Raw genomic sequence first — 21183 nt, 5'->3', positions numbered from 1 at the left:
GTAATGTTTATTTCAGTTGTCATAGTTGTCATAGTTGTTTAGGCAGCGCTTTCAGAAAGCCTTACGAGTTTAACTGTGTTTGCAGTGCAGTCAGAAACAAAGTCGGCGCTTTTGAGGTAGCTGTATTCCTGAAGTCTGGCTTCTGCGTGGTCAATCGTATTGGAGGCTGCCGGTAGTGCAGGGTGGCACATTATCAGCCCGGAGTTTTTTAAATGGCTCAGCCAGTGTTTCATATAGTGCCGGAACGGCTGGTTCGGACCTAATGAATAGACACCGGCAAATGCCTGATTGTGATGAATCCGGTGGGTTTGCAGTTGCCTGCGAAAGGCTCTGGCACCACTGTGTACAATCACCCGGGTTTTTATGTTTGAGGTGTTGGAACACATTGGGTGAACACTGCGAACCCAGAAACTGTCCGGCAGTGAATAATCGGCAAGAACCTTTAACAGAGCGTCACGAACCTGTGGCAGGTGGTGTACATGTTGATGACCATCCAGGAAGTCGGGGAAAAAACCCGTGGCTGATGTAAAGGCTTCAAACTGCGCTTTGATTTCTTCGGTCAGGTTCGCTGAGTTCAGAAGTCTTAACTGGCTAATTGCCAGCATTTTACCAAGGCCGGGAAGGCCGTTAGCGAACGTACTGCTGAGCCCGCTGCCCTCGGTAAAGTTAAGGTGCAGACCAATATCAGCCTGAGCCCGGATGCCGGCAATGGACCGGGCTGACGCTTGCCAGAACGGGGATGTCACCAGACAGCTGGTGGCCTGAATTCGTTGCTGTTGAATCAGCTCGACAATCGCTCCCGACACCCGGGGGTGCATACCATAATCATCAGCGCACAGGGTCACTTGTTTCATAGGATGCGTCATCGGAATGCCCAATATTTGCTGAGAGTAAAGGTGATGACAGGAATCGTAATCAGGACAATAAAACTGGCTGCCATATAATGCAGAGGTGTATACAGCACCAGCAATGTGTACAACGCCTGGTTAAGGATAAAGCTGCAAAGCAACTGGATCATCAAGTACCGCAGGGCTGTATTGTGGTCATGGGACTTGTGATTAAATGTCCACAGGCTCTGGCCTGTAAAACTGACAATAAAGGCACCAATAAAGGCCAGGGCATTGGCGATAACAGGATCAAGGGCGAGAAAGTTAACCATCAGCCACAGAGAAGAAAGGTGGACCAGCGCTGCCAGTCCACCCACCGCGATGAATTTGATAATTTGCATAAATTACTGTTTTTTATTAAAACCGAGCTGGCGTTGAATCAGGTATTTCGGTCTTTGTTTGACTTCGTTAAATATCCCCGAGATGTATTCACCCAGCACCCAGAGAGACAATAACTGTATGCCTCCGATAAAGGTAATGGCAACAACAACCGTTGGCCAGCCAGGCAAAGGTGCACCGAGGAACAGGGTTTTAAATATGATGAAAAAGGCATAAAGCATCGAAACCATGGAAATCAGCAGCCCCAGTCCGCCGACAATACGCAGGGGCAGGGTGGTAAACGCCGTAATGCCCGAAATAGCCAGACTGGCCAGTTTCGCAAAGCCCCAGCCGGATTCTCCCGCCTTTCGATCCTGAACCTCAAACGGCAGTCCTATGGTTTTATAGCCAACCCAGGCGTAGATACCTTTCATAAAACGGTTGCGTTCAGGCATGGATTTGAGTGCTTCAACCACCACCCGATCCATCAGGCGGAAGTCACCGGCGTGGGCAGGTACATTAATACCTGTACTATGGTGCATTATCTGATAGAAAAACTGAGCGCCTTTTTTCTTAAGGTAAGATTCACTGTGACGGCTTTGACGTACGCCATAAACCATCTGATAGCCCTGACGCCAGTGATCGACAAAAACCTGCAGCATATCCAGCGGGTGCTGGAAGTCAGCATCAATCAGAATAACCGCATCACTCTCCGCAGCGTCAATACCTGCCGTCAGAGCGGTTTCCTTGCCAAAGTTCCGGGACAGTTCAATCAGTTTGATATGCTGGCCGTCGCAGTAGTTTTCTACCAGCTGAACGGTGTTATCCTGACTGCCATCATCCACCACGATGATTTCATAGTTTGGCGTGATTTCCTGCAGACGCGGCTGCAAAGCCTCAAGAAACTCTGCAATGACCGGTCCTTCGTTAAAAACGGGGACGACGCAGCTCAGGCTGAAGGAAGTGTTGTCGGTCATCAGGGCTCCGGCAATTCTTTCAATAATTGTTGGTGGCAGATCAATTAAACAGGCATTATAACCGGTTATGGTTATAAGCGGTTATTGTTGTAAACCCTGACTACATAACCCTGTAGCCCTACTATGGCAAGGCTATAGGGTTATCGCCATATTTTCGGCTTTGAGGTTTGATATGAGAAAGGAAGTGCTTTGGGGCGCAGCTCTGGCAGTGGGCATCGGCGCAATTGTGACGGGACTGTTTCTACTGCCCGGTGAGACAAAAGAGTCTGTGACGGAGCTGCCGACAGAAGCCATTATTGAGGAAGCCATGATTTTTCCAGAGCCGGTTGGCGTTGAGCCGGTTTTCCCAGAAGATTATGATTTTGACGCAGACGATAATGCGGGAGCCATTACCCGAATTGTGATTGAAAATGGCACAGGGGATACTGATGAAATTTCAAATATCCTCTCTGAAAAAGTCATTATTGATAATCAGGTGGTGGATAAGTCCGGTAGGCTCACACAATAGTTTGCTGAAGACCGCTCTTCTGAAAAGAGAGCTGAAAAAGAAGGATGTAGGATATGTCTTACAGTAAATGCCGCAATCTGCCTATAGCTGGCGCTGTCCCGGTGTTGTTATCTTGTAAATGCAAGGACAGCATTTATCACAAGGACGTGATACAACCTGCCAGGGATTTGGCGGGTTATTTTTTTGTTTCACCGAAAAAGAATTTATGTACCCTCTTATACGTCTATTGACGTCCAGCATTAAAGCCAGATTTTCTTCACCCATTTCTATCAATGATCTCTGTGAGACCACCTTTCGCTGTCGTCCGTGGGATCTGGATATGTTTATGGAGGTCAATAATGGACGGATGCTGACTTTATATGATATTGGCCGGTTCGATCTGTCTATTCGCACAGGTCTGTCTGAGGTCTTGCGACGCAACCGCTGGGGCTTTGCGGTGGCGGGCAGCTCAGTGCGTTACCGCCGACGGGTCAGAATGTTTGACCGGGTCACCATACGGACTCAGCTGGTTGGGATAGATGACCGATGGACTTACGTTGCCCAGTCTATGTGGGTTAAGGGACAACCAGCTTCGTCAGTCTTGCTGCGAACAGCGGTGACCAGTAAAAGCGGGAGTGTTCCAACTCATAAGGTTCTGGATGAAATGGGGCTGGAGCAGTGGGAGACAGAATTGCCTGAATGGGTCAGCTCCTGGGTTGCAGGGGACACGCTGCGGCCCTGGCCACCAGAGCCTTAAGTTGACTGAGCTGAGGCGTCGTTGTTGTGTTCCTTCTGCCCGTGATATTCTCTCATTAATTCAGCATTTGATGGGATAGTTATGTCGCCACTCATAGAGCCAGAAGTCCTGGCTACGCTGCTCAATAATGAGCGCATTATCATCATTGATGCCCGTTATGACCTTGCCAATCCCTCTGCGGGACATTCTCTCTATAGCCAGAGCCATTTGCCGGGTGCCTGTTATGCCGATCTGGAAGACGATCTGTCAGGCGATATTATCCCTGGAAAAACAGGACGGCACCCGTTGCCTGAACCCGATGTTTTTGTAGAAAGAGTTCGTTCCTGGGGGATTGACGACGATACTCATGTTGTTGTGTATGACGATGGCGGTCATGCCATGGCCGCAAGGGCCTGGTGGCAGCTGCGCTGGATTGGTGTGCAGCATGTCAGTGTTCTTCATGGAGGCTTTAAAGCCTGGCTCGCAGGTCGGTATCCGCTGACTTCAGAACTGCCAAAGATCCACATCAGTCACTTTATCAGCCAATTAAACGACGATAACACTGTTTCTGCACAGGACATTCTCAGCCAGCTTGATGACCCTTGTTTTAGCCTTGTGGATGCACGCTCTTATGAGCGTTTTGCAGGAGAGTCTGAACCCATTGATGCCAGAGCCGGGCATATTCCCGGGGCTCTGTGTCATCCGTTTTCAGATAATATGGATGATGAAGGGCGCTTCCTTGCGGCAGAGTCACTCAGACAGGCCTTTAACGCCTTGTTACCTGCTGGCTTGAAGCCGGTTTTCTATTGTGGGTCGGGCGTTACGGCGTGCCACAATCTATTGGCAATGGAGTATGCCGGGCTGCCGGGGGCAAAACTTTATCCGGGATCATGGAGTGAATGGATCACTGATGAGACTCGCCCGGTTGCAGCGTTCCATGGACATCAGGGATAAATTCTCTGATGTCCATGGTGGTCGTTACCGGCGCAGTGGTGTCAGTTCACGAATCTCTTTTTCACTCGCCAGCTTCATGATGACTTGATCCTGAGTCTGAAAACCGGAGACACACATTTCTACTTCATAGTGGTCACGGTCGATATTGTGTTCCGCCGATAAATGGTTGATTTTCAGTTCATAGCTGGTGTCGGAATGAAGAACCTTTTCCAGGTTGCCGAGGCTGCCTGTGGTGACCAGTCTCAGTTTCAGATAACTCACTGTCTTGTCCTTTTACTATGAAAATGCAATTTTCATCGCCAGAGGTGACGAAAACCGTATTTTTCGCTCATGGCTGTGTCTGTGAAAATGCTGTTAATCAGGCCTTGTCACACTGGCTTGTTCTGAATTAACGGCATTATCTGCACATGGTGATTGTTAACTTTGCACCGGTTCCCTTGCTGAAAAAGTCTGCAAGGTTTTTTTACCCGAAAAAAAGCCCCCGGATCGTTTTCGATGCGGGGGCCTGTTCTGTGCCTTTCAGCTATCCACAACAGACCCCGCATCGCATAATCATGGTGCGTTTCATCGTGGCTCTGATCATAGATAGATGGAAAATCACTTTAGGTAAAACTGCTTAGCTGGGTTCGTAATGCACTGTATAACAGTGATTTTTTTCTGTGTAAAGCACGGATTTGAAATTGGTACTTTAGTAATCTTTTTCATGTGCCAGTCTGTGAGTCTTTTGGGTTATGCTGGCGACGGTGTTTACCTATGCAACTGCAAAAATGTTTACGTATAAGACACAGCTTTGTTGAAACATCTGTTGTAGTATTGCGGGCTGACTAAAAATTGATTCATGAGAGAAGTGAATGAAGCAGTGGAATATTGACAGCTGGAGAGAGATGCCTGTTATCCAGTTGCCAGAGTATCCAGACAAGGCTCATCTGCAGCAGGTTGAAAACCGCCTGCGTAAAATGCCTCCGTTGGTGTTTGCTGGTGAGGTGCGCGAATTGCGCAGACGCCTGGCTCAGGCGACAGAGGGTAATGCCTTCCTGCTGCAGGGTGGAGATTGTGCTGAGAGCTTTCTGGAGTTCAGTGCCGATAATATCCGTGACACCTTTAAAGTCCTGATGCAGATGGCGGTGGTTCTGACCTTTGGTGCCAGTTCACCAGTGATCAAGGTTGGCCGGGTAGCGGGTCAGTTTGCCAAGCCGCGTACATTCGGTACGGAAACCATTAATGGTCTGGAACTGCCTATCTATCGTGGTGATATTATCAACGGCATGGACTTTTCGGCAGAGAGTCGTACACCCGACCCGGAACGTATGTTGATGGCTTACCATCAGGCGGCTTCTACCCTGAATCTGTTGCGCGCCTTTGCGCAGGGCGGTCTGGCCTCCCTTGAGCAGGTGCATGCCTGGAACCTTGATTTTGTGGCAAACAGCCCTCAATCGGAGCAATACTCGCACCTTGCCGACCGGATTGATGAAGCTCTCGACTTTATGAAAGCCTGTGGCATTTCGGCTGAAAACTCGGCGGCTATCAGCGAAACGGATCTTTATACCTCCCATGAGTCACTGTTGCTGCCTTATGAACAGGCAATGACCCGCCGCGACAGCCTGACAGGTGACTGGTATGACTGCTCTGCCCACATGCTGTGGATTGGTGATCGTACTCGTCAGGTGGACGGCGCGCACGTTGAGTTTGCCAGGGGTATCCATAATCCGATTGGCCTGAAAGCGGGACCAACTCTGCCTCCGGAAGACTTGATTCGCCTGATTGATCTTCTGAACCCGGAGAATGAAGCCGGTCGCCTGAATGTCATTGTGCGCATGGGTGCTGATAACGTTGAAAAAGGGCTGCCTGATCTGATTCGAGCCGTTGAACGAGAGGGTAAAAAAGTACTGTGGAGCTGTGACCCAATGCACGGCAATACGATTAAAGCTGATAACGGCTATAAAACCCGTGAAGTTTCAAAAATTCTGAGTGAAGTGAAGCAGTTCTTTGAAGTACACCGTGCTGAAGGTACTTATGCTGGTGGTGTTCACTTTGAGATGACAGGGCAGAATGTCACTGAATGTATTGGTGGAGCTCGCCCGGTAACGGTCGACAACCTGGGCAACCGCTACCATACTCACTGTGACCCTCGCCTGAATGCAGATCAGGCTCTGGAGCTGGCCTACCTGATTGCTGAAACAATGAAGGATTGCCGCAAGCTGCGCAATAAGTGAAACGTGATGATTAAAGGTCGGATCAAAGTCGTACAGGGCGACATTACCCAAATCGCTGTCGATGGCATTGTGAATGCTGCCAATAGCCGTATGGCTGGTGGTGGCGGGGTTGATGGAGCCATACATCGTGCGGCAGGAGCTGAACAGCTTCAACAGGCCTGCCGGGAATACGACGGCTGCCCTACAGGGCAGGTGCGAGCGACTCCGGCCTTTAATCTTCCAGCAAAAAGAATCCTGCATACTGTTGGTCCTGTATGGCAGGGTGGAGAGTCAGGCGAAGCCGGCTTGCTTCGCTCCTGTTATCAAAAGACGCTGGAACTTGCTAAGCAGGAACAACTGACCAGTATTGCCTTTCCTGCTATTAGTTGTGGTGTTTATGGTTACCCTCACGAAGAAGCAGCACAAATTGCTATCACCACCGTTGTTGAGTGGTTAAAAAAGTCTCCTTATCCTGAAAAGGTTTTATTTGTTCTGTTTGATCAGGCAATGACTGATATTTATCGTCGTCTTTTACATGAAATTGTCCAGAGCTAGCTTGGCTGTAAGGATTGACAGTGATAATCAAGTCGCTAGAATGAACCAGAAAATGATACTCGGCGTGTAGCGCAGCCTGGTAGCGCATTTCGTTCGGGACGAAAGGGTCGGAGGTTCGAATCCTCTCACGCCGACCAGTCAAATCAAGGAGTTACAGAAATGTAGCTCTTTTTTTATACTTGAAAAAAGACGTTTGAGAACAAAACTGAGAACAAAACGGCTGTTTAATTTTGATGTGTCGTTCATCTTGAGCCCTTTATCTTAGGGGCTTTTCGGATGTAGATTTTCTTGTAACTGCTCAAAATTCGTAGGCAAGTCAACATACACACATCAATACTTTGAACATCCAGATTGGGCATAATCCCAGCCCATGAACCCATCAAAAACCTCATCGCTTGAAACTGAAGTCAGTGAACTCAAAGCACTGGTCAATAACCTGCTCGACAAAATCGAAAAGCAGGATGCCCAGATTCGCAAACTGACCACAGAGAACTCTGCTCTGCGTGAGGAAGTCCGGCATCTGAAAAAGCTCAAAGGGCAACCCAAGATTCGCCCGAATAAAAAGGATCCGGAAGATGTATGATGGATCCCATAAACTGGACAGGTAGCTAAGTTAAGTTTTCTGGCTATAAAATACCCTTTCAGGAGGGAGTCATGGCAGCAAAAAGAAAACGACACAAGCCCGAATTTAAGGCACAGGTGGCACTGGAAGCCTACAAGGGAAATAAAACCATAAATCAGCTGGCCAGCGAGCATGAAGTCGCAGCTGTTCAGGTCAGCCGGTGGAAGCGGCAACTGCTCCAGGGAGTTCCAGAGGTCTTTGGCAGAACAAAGCCTGAGGTCGATCCAGATGCGCTCACAGCGCCATTGTACCAAGAGATCGGTCGACTCAAAATGGAGCTGGACTGGTTGAAAAAAAAATCTGGCAATGTCCATTGATGATAAGCGGAGGTGCATAGAACCGGATCATCCAGAGATGAGCGTTCAGCGCCAATGCGAACTGATCGGCTTAAACAGGTCAAGCTGGTATTACCAAGCTTCTCCAGCCCAGGAAAGTGCTGTAAACCTGAACCTGATGCGGCTGATTGATAAACAATATACACGAACACCGTTTTACGGCAGTCGTAAGATAACTGCGTGGCTGAATGCTCAGGGATACCCGGTTAACAGGAAGCGTATACAGCGGCTTATGAGGCTGATGGGCATACAGGCTGTCGGCCCAAAGCCAGGCACCAGCCTGAGGAACAAGGAGCACAAGATTTATCCGTATTTGCTGAACGGTGTTGACATTGTAAGGCCTAACCAGGTGTGGAACACTGACATAACGTACTGCCCGATGCCTCAGGGGTTTATGTACCTTGTCGCCATCATTGACTGGTACATCCGTTACGTGGTCAGCTGGGAGCTGTCGAACACGTTGGATGCAGACTTCTGTATTCATGCGTTGAATTGTGCGCTTGAACGAGGTGAGCCCGATATATTCAATACAGATCAGGGCTGCCAGTTCACCAGTTATGATTTTCTGGCACCTCTGCAGGAGCGAAAGATACGCATCAGTATGGATGGAAAAGGGCGAGCACTGGATAACATTTTTGTCGAAAGGTTGTGGCGTTCCGTCAAGTATGAATGGCTGTACACGCACGAGTTTCAGACTGTTCCTGAGCTATTTACAGGGCTGGATGAGTACTTTGAGTTTTACAACACTGAACGGTTGCACCAGTCGCTGAATTATAAAACACCTCAGGCAATTCACTTTGCATGAGGAACTTTAAACCACTGCCAGGACTTAACTTAAATTTGTTGGTTTACTGTCTTGACAGTGGGGTCCACCATAATGCTAGTGTGGTGGTGAGAGCTGGAGAAAGACCAGCTCTTACCCGGTTTATGTGCGTTGCTTATACGTGTATAGACATTTATTGGGAGGCGTATTTTCTAACTAGTTGCGCCAGTTATTTGGTGTAATGCTGCTTGTGTCAAAAAATCACTGCGATCTTTGTACTTTCCGCCACTCTTAACTATTTGATCTATATGAGCAATAAGAAGATCAGACATACTCACATTGATTCTCTTTTGTCTACCTAATACCTCATCTATTTCAATATCTATAAAAGCCCATTCGATAAAATCTTGGTAATCAGGATTTTTTGTATAATCCTGTTTCCTGAATTCAAGTCATAAGTGCATAACCCATGACTTTTCTTGCATCTATTCCAGTTGACTCTTTAAATGCCTCATAAGGAGTCTTGTAGCCCAGGCACTTTCTTGGCCTGTTGTTCAGCTTATCCACTGCAATGATGACATCTTTTTCTGTCACGCCATTAAGCTCCATCGACTTGGGGAAATACTGCCTTAGCAAACCATTAGCATTCTCATTCTGGCCTCTTTCCCAAGAATGGTAGGGGGCAGCAAAGTAGCTGTCACATTTTAAAGCTTTGGCAATTGATTCATGCTGAACAAACTCCTTTCCATTGTCGTATGTTATTGTCTTTACAAACCTTTTCAGAGGCTTGAGTACGTCAATTATTCCCTGTTTAACCGCTTTTGCCTTCTTGCCTGGTAGAGGGACAGCAAGGCGAAGCTTGGTTTTTCGTTCATCTAATGTAGCGATGGCTCCTTTATGATTTTTACCTATTACAGTATCAGCTTCCCAGTCACCAACTCGCTCTCTGTTGTTGACCACTTCGGGGCGTTCTTCAATGCCAACCCGATTTGGTATACCGGTTCGGTTATGAGCTGAACCGTATCGCTTTCGATAAGTTTTTTTCTGGTGCCTCAAGTGCTTATAGAGCGAGCCTCCGCGCCGTTTATCATCCGCTACAAATTGATAAATCGTCTCATGATGCAGCTTGATTACACCGTCCTTTTCAAGCCTTCCAGCCACTTGTTCAGGACTCCAATCTGAACGGATATCGTTTGAAATACGTTGTTTAATGTCGTCTGTCAGCTTAATAGCTTTTGGCTTATCTTTGTGCCGCTGCCGAGCTGTGCGATTAGCCTGTTGGTGCCTGTACCCTCTTTGCCCTTTATTGCGGTTTACTTCTCGCGACACGGTAGGCTGTGAACGGCCAAGCTTTTTAGCAATTTTGTTTTGTGAAGTCCCATTTTTGAGTTCAGTTTCGATATAATATCTCTCTTCAGAGCTCAGGTGTGTATAGGCCATCCTTGGCTTCCTCTGTATGGTTTGGTTGCTTTACAGAATACCCCTGAGTTCTGATTCACTTCAAAGGTTCTGAAACAATCCTCTGGTTACAGAGGTTATGCACTTATGATACGAATTCAGGTTTGTTTAATAATGAAATTTGAGATAAATCCAACTCTTCGTTAAGAGCCATCTCTTCCATTACAGTAAATGCAGCATCTTTTGCATTTTTTACAATATCGTCAAACTCATCAGATGCGGAATAGGCTGAGTATTTATCATTGCACAGAGCAGGAATTACAATGCCATAGGCAGTATCATTGTCCTCTGTTTTCTCTATACCAATTTTAAACCTAAAATCATCAGTTGAAAATACCGACTAAACTGTAAACCCTTCTGCAAAGAGGGTTACAGTATGTTACTACCACCAGAACCCATTCACCCAAAGGGTGAGCCCAAAGAGCTCAGCAAACAGGTTGCTCCAACCACTCTTGAAGTTGACACATTTGAAGGTAAAGTTCATGTTGAGTGGGAGCCTGGGGCTTCAGTCACCCCAATGGGTCAGCTTGCATTTTTTATTCAATTTTTAAAAACTGGCTATCGGTTCGAGCCTTGGGTAGAAGATTGTCCATTGGTCTACAAAAGCAATAACGCTCCCAAAAAAGTCGATGTAATTGGCTCTCTTTTTCTTTCAATACTTTCAGGGCATAAGCGTTACGCTCATATCGCTACATTAACTGGAGATGGTGTCAATTCTAAATTGCTTGGTATGACGAAAGTTGTCAGCGATGACTCTGCCCGGCGAGGATTACTTAAAATAGATGAGCAAAAAGGTGTCGAGTGGCTGCAATACCACTTACAAGAATGCTATGAACCTTTATTAAAAATACCGTGGATTTTGGATGTAGATGTTACGATTAAAACCATTTACGGTAGCCAAGAGGGTGCAGAGAAGGGATATAATCCCCATAAAAAAGGACGACCCTCTCATACCTATCACTCTTACATGATGGCTAATTTAAAGCTGGTTCTTGATGTTGAAGTTCAACCAGGTGACAAAGGAAATAGTAAACACTCATTACCAGGCCTAATGGATTTATTGAACCGCCTTCCGAGAGAGTGCTGGCCTGAATTTGTTCGGGGTGATTGTGATTGGGGAAGCGACCGAGTTATGACGGAGCTTGAACAATCAGGGTGTGGCTATTTGTTCAAAATCAAAAAGACCCCTAATACCAAGAAAGCTATACACCATGCGCACTGTAGCGGAGGCTGGCAGCGCTACGACAGGCATTGGGAAGGTAAAGAGTCTGAATTAAGACTGGATGGTTGGCAAAAACCAAGGCGAATTGTTATTGTCCGAAGGCGATTGTCTGGTGATTCACTTTTGCTGGAAAAAGAAAATAAGAAAAAGCAAAAAGAGATTGCCTTTGTTGAAGATCCTGAAAACATTAAGCTCTTCGAATATTCAGTATTAGCCACAAGTCTTGATGATGGTGTTGTGTCGATTATAAATCATTACAGAGATAGAGCTGACTGTGAAAACAATTTTGATGAGATCAAAAACCAATGGGGCTGGGGAGGCTATACAACCAATGACTTAAAGCGATGTCGCTTTATATCAAGGATGGTGGCATTAGCTTACAACTGGTGGACTTTATTTGTGAGATTAAGCAACCCTGATTCGCATAAAGAATCTATCACCAGCAGGCCATTGTTAATGAGTGCAATTGGCAAACTGACAGAGAGTGGTCGGCAGAAAAAAATAATGATTACCAGTCAGCATAATTTAATGCAGAAGATACAAAAAATGCAGGAAGGATTGTGTGATTTTTTTGATTCAATTAAGGAAATTGCGACGCAGTTGAATCCAATTGATATCTGGTGTCGTATTTTAACTCGTTCAGTATCGAAATTTTTAACAAAAGGCCAAGTTATTACTCCGGTAAGGTTAATAAATTCAAGTTGAAGCCAGACTGAGTCTTCCAGCTTAATGCTTAACACTGCATCAGCCGAGAGCGGTGGGTTAGCTCTCAACTGATGAATTTAGGTTAAATAACATGTCTTGCCTCGCCTCACATTAATATAATTAACACTGATAAACCCCCGGCTATGCCGGGGAGACTCTCATAGGTTTAACCGTAGCGACAGTAGCTAACCTTCAGTTTCCGACCAAGAAAATTGAAGGTAAAACCAATGAGAGACTACAAGAGTTTGGCTCATACGCGTTGGGATTGTAAGTACCATATTGTCTTTATCCCAAAGAGAAGACGAAAGGTAATCTATGGGAATTTGAGAAAGTTTCTCGGAGAAATATTTCATGAGCTTGCCAGAAGGAAAGGCTGCAAAATTCTCGAAGGGCATTTGATGTCTGATCATGTTCACATGTGCATCAGTATTCCACCCAAATATCCGGTATCTCATGTCGTTGGATATCTGAAAGGAAAGTGTGCAATAGAGATTGCGAAAAATTTCAAAGGCAAGCAGCGTAACTTTAACGGAGAGCATTTTTGGGCAAGAGGTTACTTTGTCTCAACAGTAGGACTTGATGAAGAAGTGGTTCGGGCATATATCCGAGATCAAGAAAAGAATGATGGAAATAGAGATCAGTATGATCTTGACTGGTAAGCGCCCTTGGGCGCAATAAAAGCCCTTAGAGGGCGTAATCTGATAAGCCTCCGGCTATGCCGGAGGTCAGTTAACTTCTTTATCGTTGCTGAAGGGGGGAAGAGATCACTCCCCCGCCCATGCCAGCAACTTTCTTACAAGCCCCTTCCCAAGTTTCTTTTTCGGATGAGGAACAGAGGTTCTTTTCCCTTCCTTATTTATCGAATCCACGTAAAACCCCGTACTTTTAGTGCGGGGATGTAAGTGTGGCTTGCGTAGAGCAAGCCTATGCACTATTTTCTTCTTGTCTCTTGCAGACCTACCTCTGGGCTAGAGGAATGTTAAGCCTGCGGAGTTCGTGTGAGACTTGGGGAACATGGGTTGGCTCGTCACCGTAAAAGTTCCCACTGTGGAACTTTTATGCGATAACCAAGCTGTTCCCTGAGCAACGAACTGTGAAACAGGAACCTGTTAGGTGACTAACAGGAATCCCCGTCCTTCAGGGCGGGGAGGATGTCAACCATATCTCATGAGAACCTTTACCTTGCCTTAAGAACTTGCAGCCATTGGCTTCAAGCTCTTTTCTTAGTTCGCCCGAAGTCATTCGACCTCCCTAAACTTGCATATAAAAAAGTATACACACGCATACACACTATGCGCAAAATTTTCATATTTGAGCCGATATGTAAAGAATTTTCATGAGTATATTCAATGAGACAGGAGTGGTAAAAATTCATTTTAAAAGAATCTGGCCTGCTGTCCTACTGGCCTATATGAAGAGCACATAACGAATGAAATGGGCTCCTCTCACTTTTGGCAAATAATGCCAGACTGGTGTAGCCAGCGACATATTCCATTAGGAGAAGCTCATGAATACATTAACCTTCGGTATCGATCTGGCCAAAAATGTGTTCAGCCTGCATGGTGTTAACCGGAAGGGCAAAATCGTCATTCGTAAAACGCTAAAACGCCAGCAACTGATACCTTAAGTAGCCAAATTACCACCAGCTCTGATCGGTATGGAGGCTTGTGTTAACAACGCTTTGAAATGACCTTCTTCCACCGGTTTGAGATGGCCCGTTTTCAACAGTGCTTTTGACCCCAAGCCAACGGCTTAGCGGAAGGTGGATAGAGTGATAATCTTCTTGTTGATAACTTACGCTACCGCCCGGAGGTGTACCATGGTCTGTTATTGACGTGGCGGAGCATGGGCCTCGGTAGCTCGGAAGTCGGATTTTATAAACGGAACAATTGTACTTATATCTGGTTTCGAGTTGTAGAAGGGAATTCAGTGATGGTTACTCTATGATCTGAAAAGGCTTTTTACTGTTCGAATATGCAGCAATAAGATGGATTACCTCAGCCAGTGGATGGCCTGAGATTAATCAATGGCTCGGTATTCAGAAGAGCTGAAGGTATTCATTACTCAGAGAATGATGCCACCCTGTAATGTGCCCGTTGCTCAGTTGGTTCGCGGGACTGGAATCACGGATGCAACCCTGTAAACTTGGCGGAAGTCGTTTAGGTCACTTTAATTTTCAATTTTAATGGATTTGGCTGCCTCACGGGCACAGGCTTCAAGCTGCTGCTTATTTATGTTGCCTATCCTCAATTGTTACTGGTTGTTTTTCATGAGTGAATACAAGGATGTCGAACGTCCCCTGTTAACCCAGCTTTCATCAATGGGCTGGGACGTTTATGACCTGGGCTCAGGCATCCCTTCAGACCCGGCAACCAGCTTCCGGAGCAGTTTCAGGCGTGATTGCTGACCCTTCCAACCACTTATACCCTGAGCTATGCAGGTATACCCGTGTCTCACTGGAGCTGTCCGTGGTCTCAGACTATGTTTCCCCTTACATTCAAAACGATGTATAGGGTGTTATCTGCTTTGCTGACTTCCATACCGGGCTGGCGCCGCCCGACCTCAGCACTCTGGAAGGAACCTCTGGCTCTTTATCCTGTCTCAGTTCTAAATAACGCAAGAAAGATTGGCATTCATACCACCACCCTAATAACCAATTAGAAGGAAGTTTCAGGAATGGATTCTACTACTAGTCGTAACAGTCACTTTGGTTTGTCTGGTTCGCCCCCCTCTCTTCATGATCGTAGCGAAAACCAGAACTACCAGGGCATGCGTGATCGCTCCAGAGGAAGAAGAAGCCATTTCCGTGGGCGGACAACAACATCAATGCCAGCCTCTCAAACGGCTAGCAGTCACTCCGGGAGGCGGGAAGCTTCTATAGCTACCCGAAGCACCAGGCAACAAGCTTCCAGCAGTAGCGTAGAAACCCCTGAGCAAAAACACGAACGGTTGAGCAATGATACTACCCATTTAAGAATGGCCTGCTTTCTGGGTGACTTGTATTTTCAAAACAAAACCTTGTTCAACAAACCCGTTACGGCAGAACAGGTAATAGAGGAGTTTGACAAATCTCCTAACCAGACAAAATGCGTCCTGCAAAAAGGCGTCTTCCTGAGGAAACTATTTTTCAACAATCACACGCTTAACGGTCATCCGGTGCCCCCCGAGGATGTTTTATCCGTGTTTAAAATGGCAAAAGCATCGGAGGAAATTGCGTACTTTTACAGAAACCTCTGCCTTCAGGGAATCAGAGTGCACGGTGAGCCTGTCAAACCCGAAAAGGTCATGTCACTGCTGGCACCGATAAAGTCGCCCTACGTAAAAGGTAAATTCCTTGAGGGATTATTCCTGAATAAAATTCCTCTGGAGTCAGGCCCTGTAACGTCACAGATGGTGCTGGACGAATATACACGTGTGGACGCCGATAGAGAGATAGACCAGTTCCTAGAAAAAGCCAGACCCTACGAAGATATCACCCCATCATTCCACCAGGCCAGAAGCACATCTGAACATGAACCAAAAGTCTTTTCAGCCTTTGTTTGTCGACCCAAAAAACTCACCACCCCCTCTGCCAACCGTCAACGTGACCATTCTGAAACTCAGCCAGAAGCTGAGACCCCTGAGCAAAAATATGAACGACAACTCAGTGATAAAACCAGCTACAGGCGAGCCTCCTTACTGAGGGAACTGTACGAAGAGGGTAGAACGATTTACGGTGGCCCCGTTACCGCACTGATGGTTGTGGAGGAGTACGACAAGTCTCCGAATCAAAGAAAATGCACTTTGGCAAAAGGCGTTTTTCTACAAAGCCTGTTTTTTCATAACCGTCTGCTGAATGGCAGACCCGTCACGGCAGAATACGTCATATCGGTACTTGAAAGAGCCCAGGGAATAAAAGAGCTGGCATACTTTTATTCATTCCTGTGCCTGAACCGGATACCCGTTAACGGCAATCCTGTCACCCCTGAAAGCGTGATGGAGATGATAGAACAGAAGGGCACTGCTGTGATGAAGGCCCGTTTTCTTGAGTCACTGTTCTGGGGGGCGTTTCCACTGTGGTCAAAATCCATATCAGCAGACCAGGTAGTAGCAGAGTATAAAAAATCACTGGACAGTGAAGCACAGGGGCGTTTTCTTGAAATGCTGTGCCTGAATGGAATTCCATTGAAAAACGGCCCTGTGACAGGCGACTCGGTGGAACAGTTCTATCAGCAAAGTCCTCAGTCTCAAATCATATTTCACGCTAAGTTATGCCTCGCAAAAATGCCGTTGAACGGACAACTTGTAACGCCCGAAATGGTCATCAAAGAGCTGGGAGAGCATACCAGTACACGGGAAATTAAAGCCCGATTCCTAAAGGACTTATGCCTGGAGGAAATCAAACTGAATGGTGAATTGGTCTCTCCCAATTCCGTGATAACCGCCTATGAAGACGCAAAAGCAGAAAAAGAACTGAACTGGTTTATGGGTGAACTCTGCCAGAAAGAAAGATTACTGGATCATGATCAGGTAAAACCAGAAACCATCGTTGAAAAACTTAAACAACCAGGCAACTCGTTAGAGTTAGCCAGATTTTACAGAAAAATGTATGCAGCTGGCATTCAACTGCATGGTGAGTTTATCCAACCAGAAACCGTATACGAAGCGTATCAGGCTGTTCCTGACTATATCGACAGCAAACAGCTGGAACTCGCACATTTTAAGGAATATTTATTCTTCGAAAGGACCTGTCTGTATCATGACCCCGTTGCAGCAGAGCACGTAGAGGCAGCCTTTGGTAAAGCGGAAACAGAGACGTTCAGACAGGCAAGGGCTTACTTTCTGAGGCGCTTATGCTTGCATGGCATCATGTTAAATGGTCAGTGCCCAACCCCGGAAGCAGTGAGGGATCTTTTTCCAGCAACGATGTCCGGAAGAATGGACCTGGCCCGCTTCCTTCAGGAGCTTTTTCTCAAAGGCACGAAGTTAGATAAAAAGCCGATTGCCTCAAAAGACGTAGTGAGCGCATTCCCGGAAACAAACGAAGGCAGGCTTGGGGTGGCACGCTTTCTTCAGGAGTTATGCCTTAAAAACATCAAAATGAACGGAAGGTTTGTTAAGCCAGAGACCGTCATGAAAAAATTACAGGAGACTGGTTGTGAACTGGAACAGGCTCGTTTCCTGCAAGCACTTTTACTGAAGGGCATAAAACTGAATCATAAAGAGGTCTCTCCCGAGAAAGTGGCGAGTCTCTTCCCGGATACCGGGGAAGGGCGCCTGGGGCTTAGCTGCTTTCTTCAGCAGCTCTGCCTGAAAAAGATAAACCTGAACGGTAAAGCGGTATCCCCTGAAGAGATAATACAGCAGTTGGAACAGAGAAATGCGTTTCTGCAACACGGATTGCTCTTACAAAAACTCTGTCTGCAAAAACGCCCGATAAACGGCATGCTGGTAAAACCGGAGGCTGTGGTTGAAAAGCTAAAACAGGCAGGAGCCACTCTGGAGCAAGGGTGTTTTCTTGAAGAACTCTGCTTCAGGGGGATACCTCTTAACGGACAACCTGTAAAACCTGAAACAGTTATAGATTATTACCAGAAAAATCGCTGTCATTTGGAAAAAACCAAATTCATTGGGCGCCTGGCAGTATCCGGCAAAGCCACCGACATAAGAATTTCTGATGACTCGGTGCTAAAAGGGTTTTATGAGCTGCCGGTTTCGACAGAAGCACACCAGATTGACTACCTGTTGAAACGGATCCAGACCCTCCCCTCCGGCAATGAAGAGAAAAGGCTTCAGCTATACCAGGAAGCAGTGCGCCTCATAGACGACAATAATTATACTTTTGACAAAGGTTACTACTCTGTTTTAGTCAAAACCCGCGCTTTGCTGTACGGGCTCCCGGCTTACCCGGCCGGAAGTGAACTAACACCCGATACTATCGCCAGAGACATAAGGCAAATGCCCGTATCGGAGCAGACCATCCAGTTAAGGTTCTTTTTTCTGGCAGAGTGTTATTTTCAACAATGGCTCCTTGACGGAACTCTGGTATCCCGGGCGCAGGTAAAGGCTTCCTTGCGGGATCTCTCTGCATCTAAAGTCAAAACAGCCCTTTTGTACTGGTTTGATGAACAATGTCAGCAACCTGGAAAAAAGAAACCTCCTGCACCTGAAGACAACCCGGTCAAAACTCAACGAAGTGATAAACACCGGAAAAGAGAACAGCAAAAAGCCACTCAGCCAGCTTCTGCCAGGAAGTCACCAGCACCACAGGTAACGCAGCCGACAGTTCAGGCGGCTGGCGCACTCCCCCTGAGCATGATGGCACCTGAAAGCCGTCACAGTACGTCATCCAGAGTTCTGAGCCTGATCAATGAGATTAACAACCTTTATCCCAGCCCGGTGATAGTCACTACGAGGTGTCTTTCCAACTACGCGCAAGGAAATGATGACCAGATCAACCTGATTGGTACAGATGAAGGTATCGAGAAACTGGCAGAGAAAATACACAATGAGTTTAACAGCCAGAATGACGATGAGCCTGAAATACCTTCACAGTGCCTGTTCTGGAGTACACCGGGCAGTAGAGAGCTGCATTTACCACGAAAAGTCTCCATGACTTTTACAACAGCCCGGATCAGGACAGAACTGGTGGTCAAAGCGGAGACCTATCCGGTCTTGCCGGTAGTGACAGAAGATGCCGGAACCGGGCTACAGGGACAGTCTCAGCCAATAGCTTCAATTCCTTTCTGTTCTTTAGAAGATGAAGCGGTACTGCTAGCTGAGCGAATCAATCATCTTAATGAACACCTGCTAACCCCGGAGTTCTTAAGTACGAAGCTGTACGTGCCGCAGTCCGTGATCTTTTACGATGATGGCAGTAGTGTATTTGCAATACTCATGCATACAATGATGAGCTTGAATAAAGCTGAAGAGCTCCTTCTGGAGCAAGAGCCTCCACTGAATGCAAGGTATAAACAGATACTCAAATCGAGTATGGAACCACTTAAAAGCAAAATAAAACAACACCCCGAAGCAAAGGGTTTTATTAAAGCGCTGGAATCCTGGCTGACAAACACAACACCTAATAACAACTATGAACAAGAGCGATACGCATTTGTTCAAAAAATAAAAGATCAGGCATTATCGCTACTACGCACTTAGAGCTACGCCAACAAAAAAATTACTTTGACATAAAACCTGAATATTCAAGTAGGACTTACGCATTGATGGCACCTGCAAATTTTGGTAACAGGTCATCTTTGTCCTTTGCAAAAATCTTAATGAAGGCACCAACCACTTCTTTAAACAGCTTACGCTGGTGCTGATAAATATTCGTAAACTCTTGCGCTATGTAAGCGTTCAAACAGGGATCAGACTCCCCCTAATTGTCCAGAGGCGCTTTTAACGGATTTTTCCCAAAACGCTCTTTCCAATTCCGGGGAATCAGCTCATTGATTTGTCGTACAGGGTGGAAGCTGACTCTTTGGAGGACGTCAACCAGGTACTTGTAGGGATCAATATCTTGCAGGCGACAGCTGACCAGCAGGCTTTGGATGATAGCAATATGCTCTGCACCCGTTTCTGTCCAGCTAAACAGGTAGTTTTTTCTTCCCATCGGGATACAACGGAGTAATCGCTCAAGATGGTTGGTGTCCATCTGAACATCCGGGTCATCCAGAAACACTCTCAGTGACGTTTGATGGTTTTCGGCATACGCCAGTGCTTTGCTCAATGGGTTCGTCTTGGTCAGTTCCGGTCTCTGTCGTTCCTTATGGCACCAGTCAAAAAATTCATTAACCAGAGGTAATGACTCTTCCTGACGAATGCGCTTTTTCTCGTCTCCGGCAGTGCCGTTATCCCGGATACGTTTTTCTATGCGGTACAGTTTGCCGATCAGTGCCAGTGCATGAGCGACAGCTTCCGGTTCATCGTTTTTCGCCCAGTCAAAGTACCTGCGGGTATGAACCCTGCACTGAGCCTGTGTGATTTCAGGGTGTTTTTTACAGTAACTGTCATAAACACCGTAGCAATCGGTGAGCAATACGCCTTTGAAGTCTTTCAGTAATGGCTCAATGTGTCGTGTAGAGCGGGTCAGTGACAGGGTAAAGGCTACTTCGTTCTGTTCGCCATACACTGGCCAGAACCAGGCTTTTTGCATTTTGCCTTTTTCCTTGCGGCCTGCCTTGCCCGGTGTTTCGTCCATTGCCAGTATGCGGCTTTCCAGAACGCTCTTTAATAAAGCGTTGTGTATTGGCTTGAGCAGTTCAATGCTTCTATACACCAGGTTGGTCAGTGTCGTCCGGCTCAGTGTGACTCCGCTGAGTGCCATGCGCTGATGCTGGCGGTATAAAGGCAGGTGGAAGACGAACTTGTCGATCAAGATGCCGGCCAGCAAACTGACATCGGCAATGCTGCGGTCAAAAATGCCGGAAGGGGCGGCTACTGTCGTCAGGGTCTGGCTGGGTTTATGCCTGACTACTGGGCGACGCTGTTCATGAATGACGTAGCTGCCGGGGCGCTGAACCAGTGTTCTGGTGGTTTTATAGTCAATGACTTCGTATTGATCCGCATCTTCACCCTGCAGTTCCGGTGCTGGCAATTCAGTGACTTCAACAGGCACCCGTTCGTCAAAGCGAAGCCCTTCATCGGTGACACAGTCATCGGAACGCTGTTTCTTGCGTCGTTCGTAGGTGATGGTTTCTGTTTCAGGGGGCGGCGTTGTCTCTGGCTTGGCGAAAATCTCACCAAGGTCTATCTGGTCAGGGTTATCAATGGTCAGTCGTTTTTCGGATTTCTCACCAAACACCTGCCGTTTAAACCAGTTGAGCTGTTGCTTGACAGAAGAGAGTTCCTGAAGTGCTGCATCCAACGCTGACTGCAACTGCTGTATTTGCAGTTGCGGGTCAACGGGATTGGTGACTTCAGAATAATTCATGGGGTATGACTATAGCGGCTTGGTAGTGGGGTAAACCTGATATTTTGTAGTTGTTTGC

18 protein-coding genes, 1 tRNA gene and 3 pseudogenes are annotated in these 21183 nt (G+C 46.8%); 13 read left to right on the top strand and 9 right to left on the bottom strand.

Features of this window, described 5'->3' with window-relative positions; all coding sequences use genetic code 11:
- Nucleotides 1-38 precede the first annotated feature (38 nt).
- From NX722_RS15470 to NX722_RS15460, 3 genes are read right to left on the bottom strand one after another with little or no spacing between them, the layout of a single operon-like run.
- Nucleotides 39-854, bottom strand: a complete 816-nt coding sequence (locus NX722_RS15470) for a ChbG/HpnK family deacetylase (RefSeq protein ID WP_262563733.1) — start codon at nt 852-854, stop codon at nt 39-41.
- Between the two features lie 8 nt (nt 855-862).
- Entirely contained in the window at nt 863-1228 is a 366-nt protein-coding gene (locus NX722_RS15465; RefSeq protein WP_262563732.1) for a GtrA family protein, read from the bottom strand.
- Nucleotides 1229-1231: 3 nt separating this feature from the next.
- The gene (locus NX722_RS15460; RefSeq protein WP_262563731.1) at nt 1232-2182 is read right to left on the bottom strand and encodes a glycosyltransferase family 2 protein; all 951 of its coding nucleotides are present in this window, start codon (nt 2180-2182) and stop codon (nt 1232-1234) included.
- Between the two features lie 172 nt (nt 2183-2354).
- Here NX722_RS15460 and NX722_RS15455 point away from each other — a divergent pair, with 172 nt between their 5' ends.
- From NX722_RS15455 to NX722_RS15445, 3 genes are all read left to right on the top strand, one after another.
- Nucleotides 2355-2690 carry a hypothetical protein gene (locus tag NX722_RS15455; protein ID WP_262563730.1) on the top strand — a complete coding sequence of 112 codons (336 nt, stop codon included), beginning with the start codon at nt 2355-2357 and terminating at the stop codon, nt 2688-2690.
- A 205-nt stretch (nt 2691-2895) separates the two neighbouring features.
- Nucleotides 2896-3426, top strand: coding sequence for an acyl-CoA thioesterase (locus tag NX722_RS15450; RefSeq protein WP_262563729.1), 531 nt, complete (start codon nt 2896-2898; stop codon nt 3424-3426).
- Nucleotides 3427-3507: 81 nt separating this feature from the next.
- Nucleotides 3508-4359 (top strand): sulfurtransferase, encoded by an 852-nt coding sequence (locus tag NX722_RS15445; protein ID WP_262563728.1) that lies wholly within the window; start codon nt 3508-3510, stop codon nt 4357-4359.
- A gap of 24 nt (nt 4360-4383) precedes the next feature.
- Here NX722_RS15445 and NX722_RS15440 read toward each other — a convergent pair whose 3' ends face one another.
- The gene (locus tag NX722_RS15440) at nt 4384-4620 is read right to left on the bottom strand and encodes a hypothetical protein (protein ID WP_262563727.1); all 237 of its coding nucleotides are present in this window, start codon (nt 4618-4620) and stop codon (nt 4384-4386) included.
- A gap of 590 nt (nt 4621-5210) precedes the next feature.
- On the opposite strand from NX722_RS15440, the gene NX722_RS15435 reads away from it, so the two are divergent.
- The 5 genes from NX722_RS15435 to NX722_RS15415 all read left to right on the top strand — a co-directional run bounded on the left by NX722_RS15435 (nt 5211) and on the right by NX722_RS15415 (nt 8868).
- Complete coding sequence (locus NX722_RS15435; RefSeq protein WP_262563725.1) at nt 5211-6572, top strand: class II 3-deoxy-7-phosphoheptulonate synthase; 1362 nt, start codon at nt 5211-5213, stop codon at nt 6570-6572.
- 6 nt (nt 6573-6578) lie between these two features.
- A complete protein-coding gene (locus NX722_RS15430; protein ID WP_262563724.1) occupies nt 6579-7106 on the top strand; it encodes an O-acetyl-ADP-ribose deacetylase in 528 nt (175 codons plus the stop codon).
- A gap of 60 nt (nt 7107-7166) precedes the next feature.
- Nucleotides 7167-7243, top strand: a tRNA-Pro gene (locus tag NX722_RS15425).
- 233 nt (nt 7244-7476) lie between these two features.
- Nucleotides 7477-7689: a hypothetical protein gene (locus tag NX722_RS15420; protein ID WP_262563723.1), complete on the top strand. Its 213-nt coding sequence runs from the start codon at nt 7477-7479 to the stop codon at nt 7687-7689.
- A gap of 71 nt (nt 7690-7760) precedes the next feature.
- Nucleotides 7761-8868 (top strand): IS3 family transposase gene (locus tag NX722_RS15415; protein WP_262563721.1). Its coding sequence is split into 2 segments (ribosomal slippage): nt 7761-8029 and nt 8028-8868, totalling 1110 coding nucleotides; the frame shifts between segments, so codons are not numbered across the junction.
- A 170-nt stretch (nt 8869-9038) separates the two neighbouring features.
- On the opposite strand, the pseudogene NX722_RS28900 reads toward NX722_RS15415, so the two are convergent.
- The 3 genes and pseudogenes from NX722_RS28900 to NX722_RS28895 all read right to left on the bottom strand — a co-directional run.
- Nucleotides 9039-9248 (bottom strand): annotated as a pseudogene (locus NX722_RS28900) (type II toxin-antitoxin system HicB family antitoxin); the annotation flags it as partial.
- A 25-nt stretch (nt 9249-9273) separates the two neighbouring features.
- Complete coding sequence (locus NX722_RS15410; RefSeq protein ID WP_262563592.1) at nt 9274-10266, bottom strand: IS30 family transposase; 993 nt, start codon at nt 10264-10266, stop codon at nt 9274-9276.
- Nucleotides 10267-10369: 103 nt separating this feature from the next.
- Complete coding sequence (locus NX722_RS28895; RefSeq protein WP_407648072.1) at nt 10370-10585, bottom strand: type II toxin-antitoxin system HicB family antitoxin; 216 nt, start codon at nt 10583-10585, stop codon at nt 10370-10372.
- A 75-nt stretch (nt 10586-10660) separates the two neighbouring features.
- Between NX722_RS28895 and NX722_RS15405 the strand changes: the two genes are divergently transcribed.
- The 5 genes and pseudogenes from NX722_RS15405 (at nt 10661) to NX722_RS15385 (ending at nt 19351) form a co-directional block, all read left to right on the top strand.
- Entirely contained in the window at nt 10661-12211 is a 1551-nt protein-coding gene (locus tag NX722_RS15405; RefSeq protein ID WP_262563720.1) for a transposase, read from the top strand.
- A 227-nt stretch (nt 12212-12438) separates the two neighbouring features.
- The gene (tnpA, locus tag NX722_RS15400; RefSeq protein ID WP_262563698.1) at nt 12439-12870 is read left to right on the top strand and encodes an IS200/IS605 family transposase; all 432 of its coding nucleotides are present in this window, start codon (nt 12439-12441) and stop codon (nt 12868-12870) included.
- An 848-nt stretch (nt 12871-13718) separates the two neighbouring features.
- Nucleotides 13719-13835 (top strand): annotated as a pseudogene (locus NX722_RS15395) (IS110 family transposase); the annotation flags it as partial.
- 645 nt (nt 13836-14480) lie between these two features.
- A complete protein-coding gene (locus tag NX722_RS15390) occupies nt 14481-14618 on the top strand; it encodes a hypothetical protein (protein WP_262563719.1) in 138 nt (45 codons plus the stop codon).
- Between the two features lie 269 nt (nt 14619-14887).
- Nucleotides 14888-19351 (top strand): hypothetical protein, encoded by a 4464-nt coding sequence (locus NX722_RS15385; RefSeq protein ID WP_262563718.1) that lies wholly within the window; start codon nt 14888-14890, stop codon nt 19349-19351.
- A gap of 55 nt (nt 19352-19406) precedes the next feature.
- Here the strand turns inward: NX722_RS15385 and NX722_RS15380 are convergent.
- Together NX722_RS15380 and tnpC are read right to left on the bottom strand one after the other, a co-directional pair.
- Nucleotides 19407-19541 (bottom strand): annotated as a pseudogene (locus NX722_RS15380) (IS701 family transposase); the annotation flags it as partial.
- A gap of 30 nt (nt 19542-19571) precedes the next feature.
- Nucleotides 19572-21125 carry an IS66 family transposase gene (gene tnpC, locus NX722_RS15375; RefSeq protein WP_262563716.1) on the bottom strand — a complete coding sequence of 518 codons (1554 nt, stop codon included), beginning with the start codon at nt 21123-21125 and terminating at the stop codon, nt 19572-19574.
- Nucleotides 21126-21183: the final 58 nt, after the last annotated feature.

This window comes from Endozoicomonas gorgoniicola (genome assembly GCF_025562715.2).
GTDB lineage: Bacteria > Pseudomonadota > Gammaproteobacteria > Pseudomonadales > Endozoicomonadaceae > Endozoicomonas_A > Endozoicomonas_A gorgoniicola.
The sequence above is the reverse complement of the archived record's forward strand: the minus strand, read 5'-3'. Positions and strand labels throughout refer to the sequence as shown.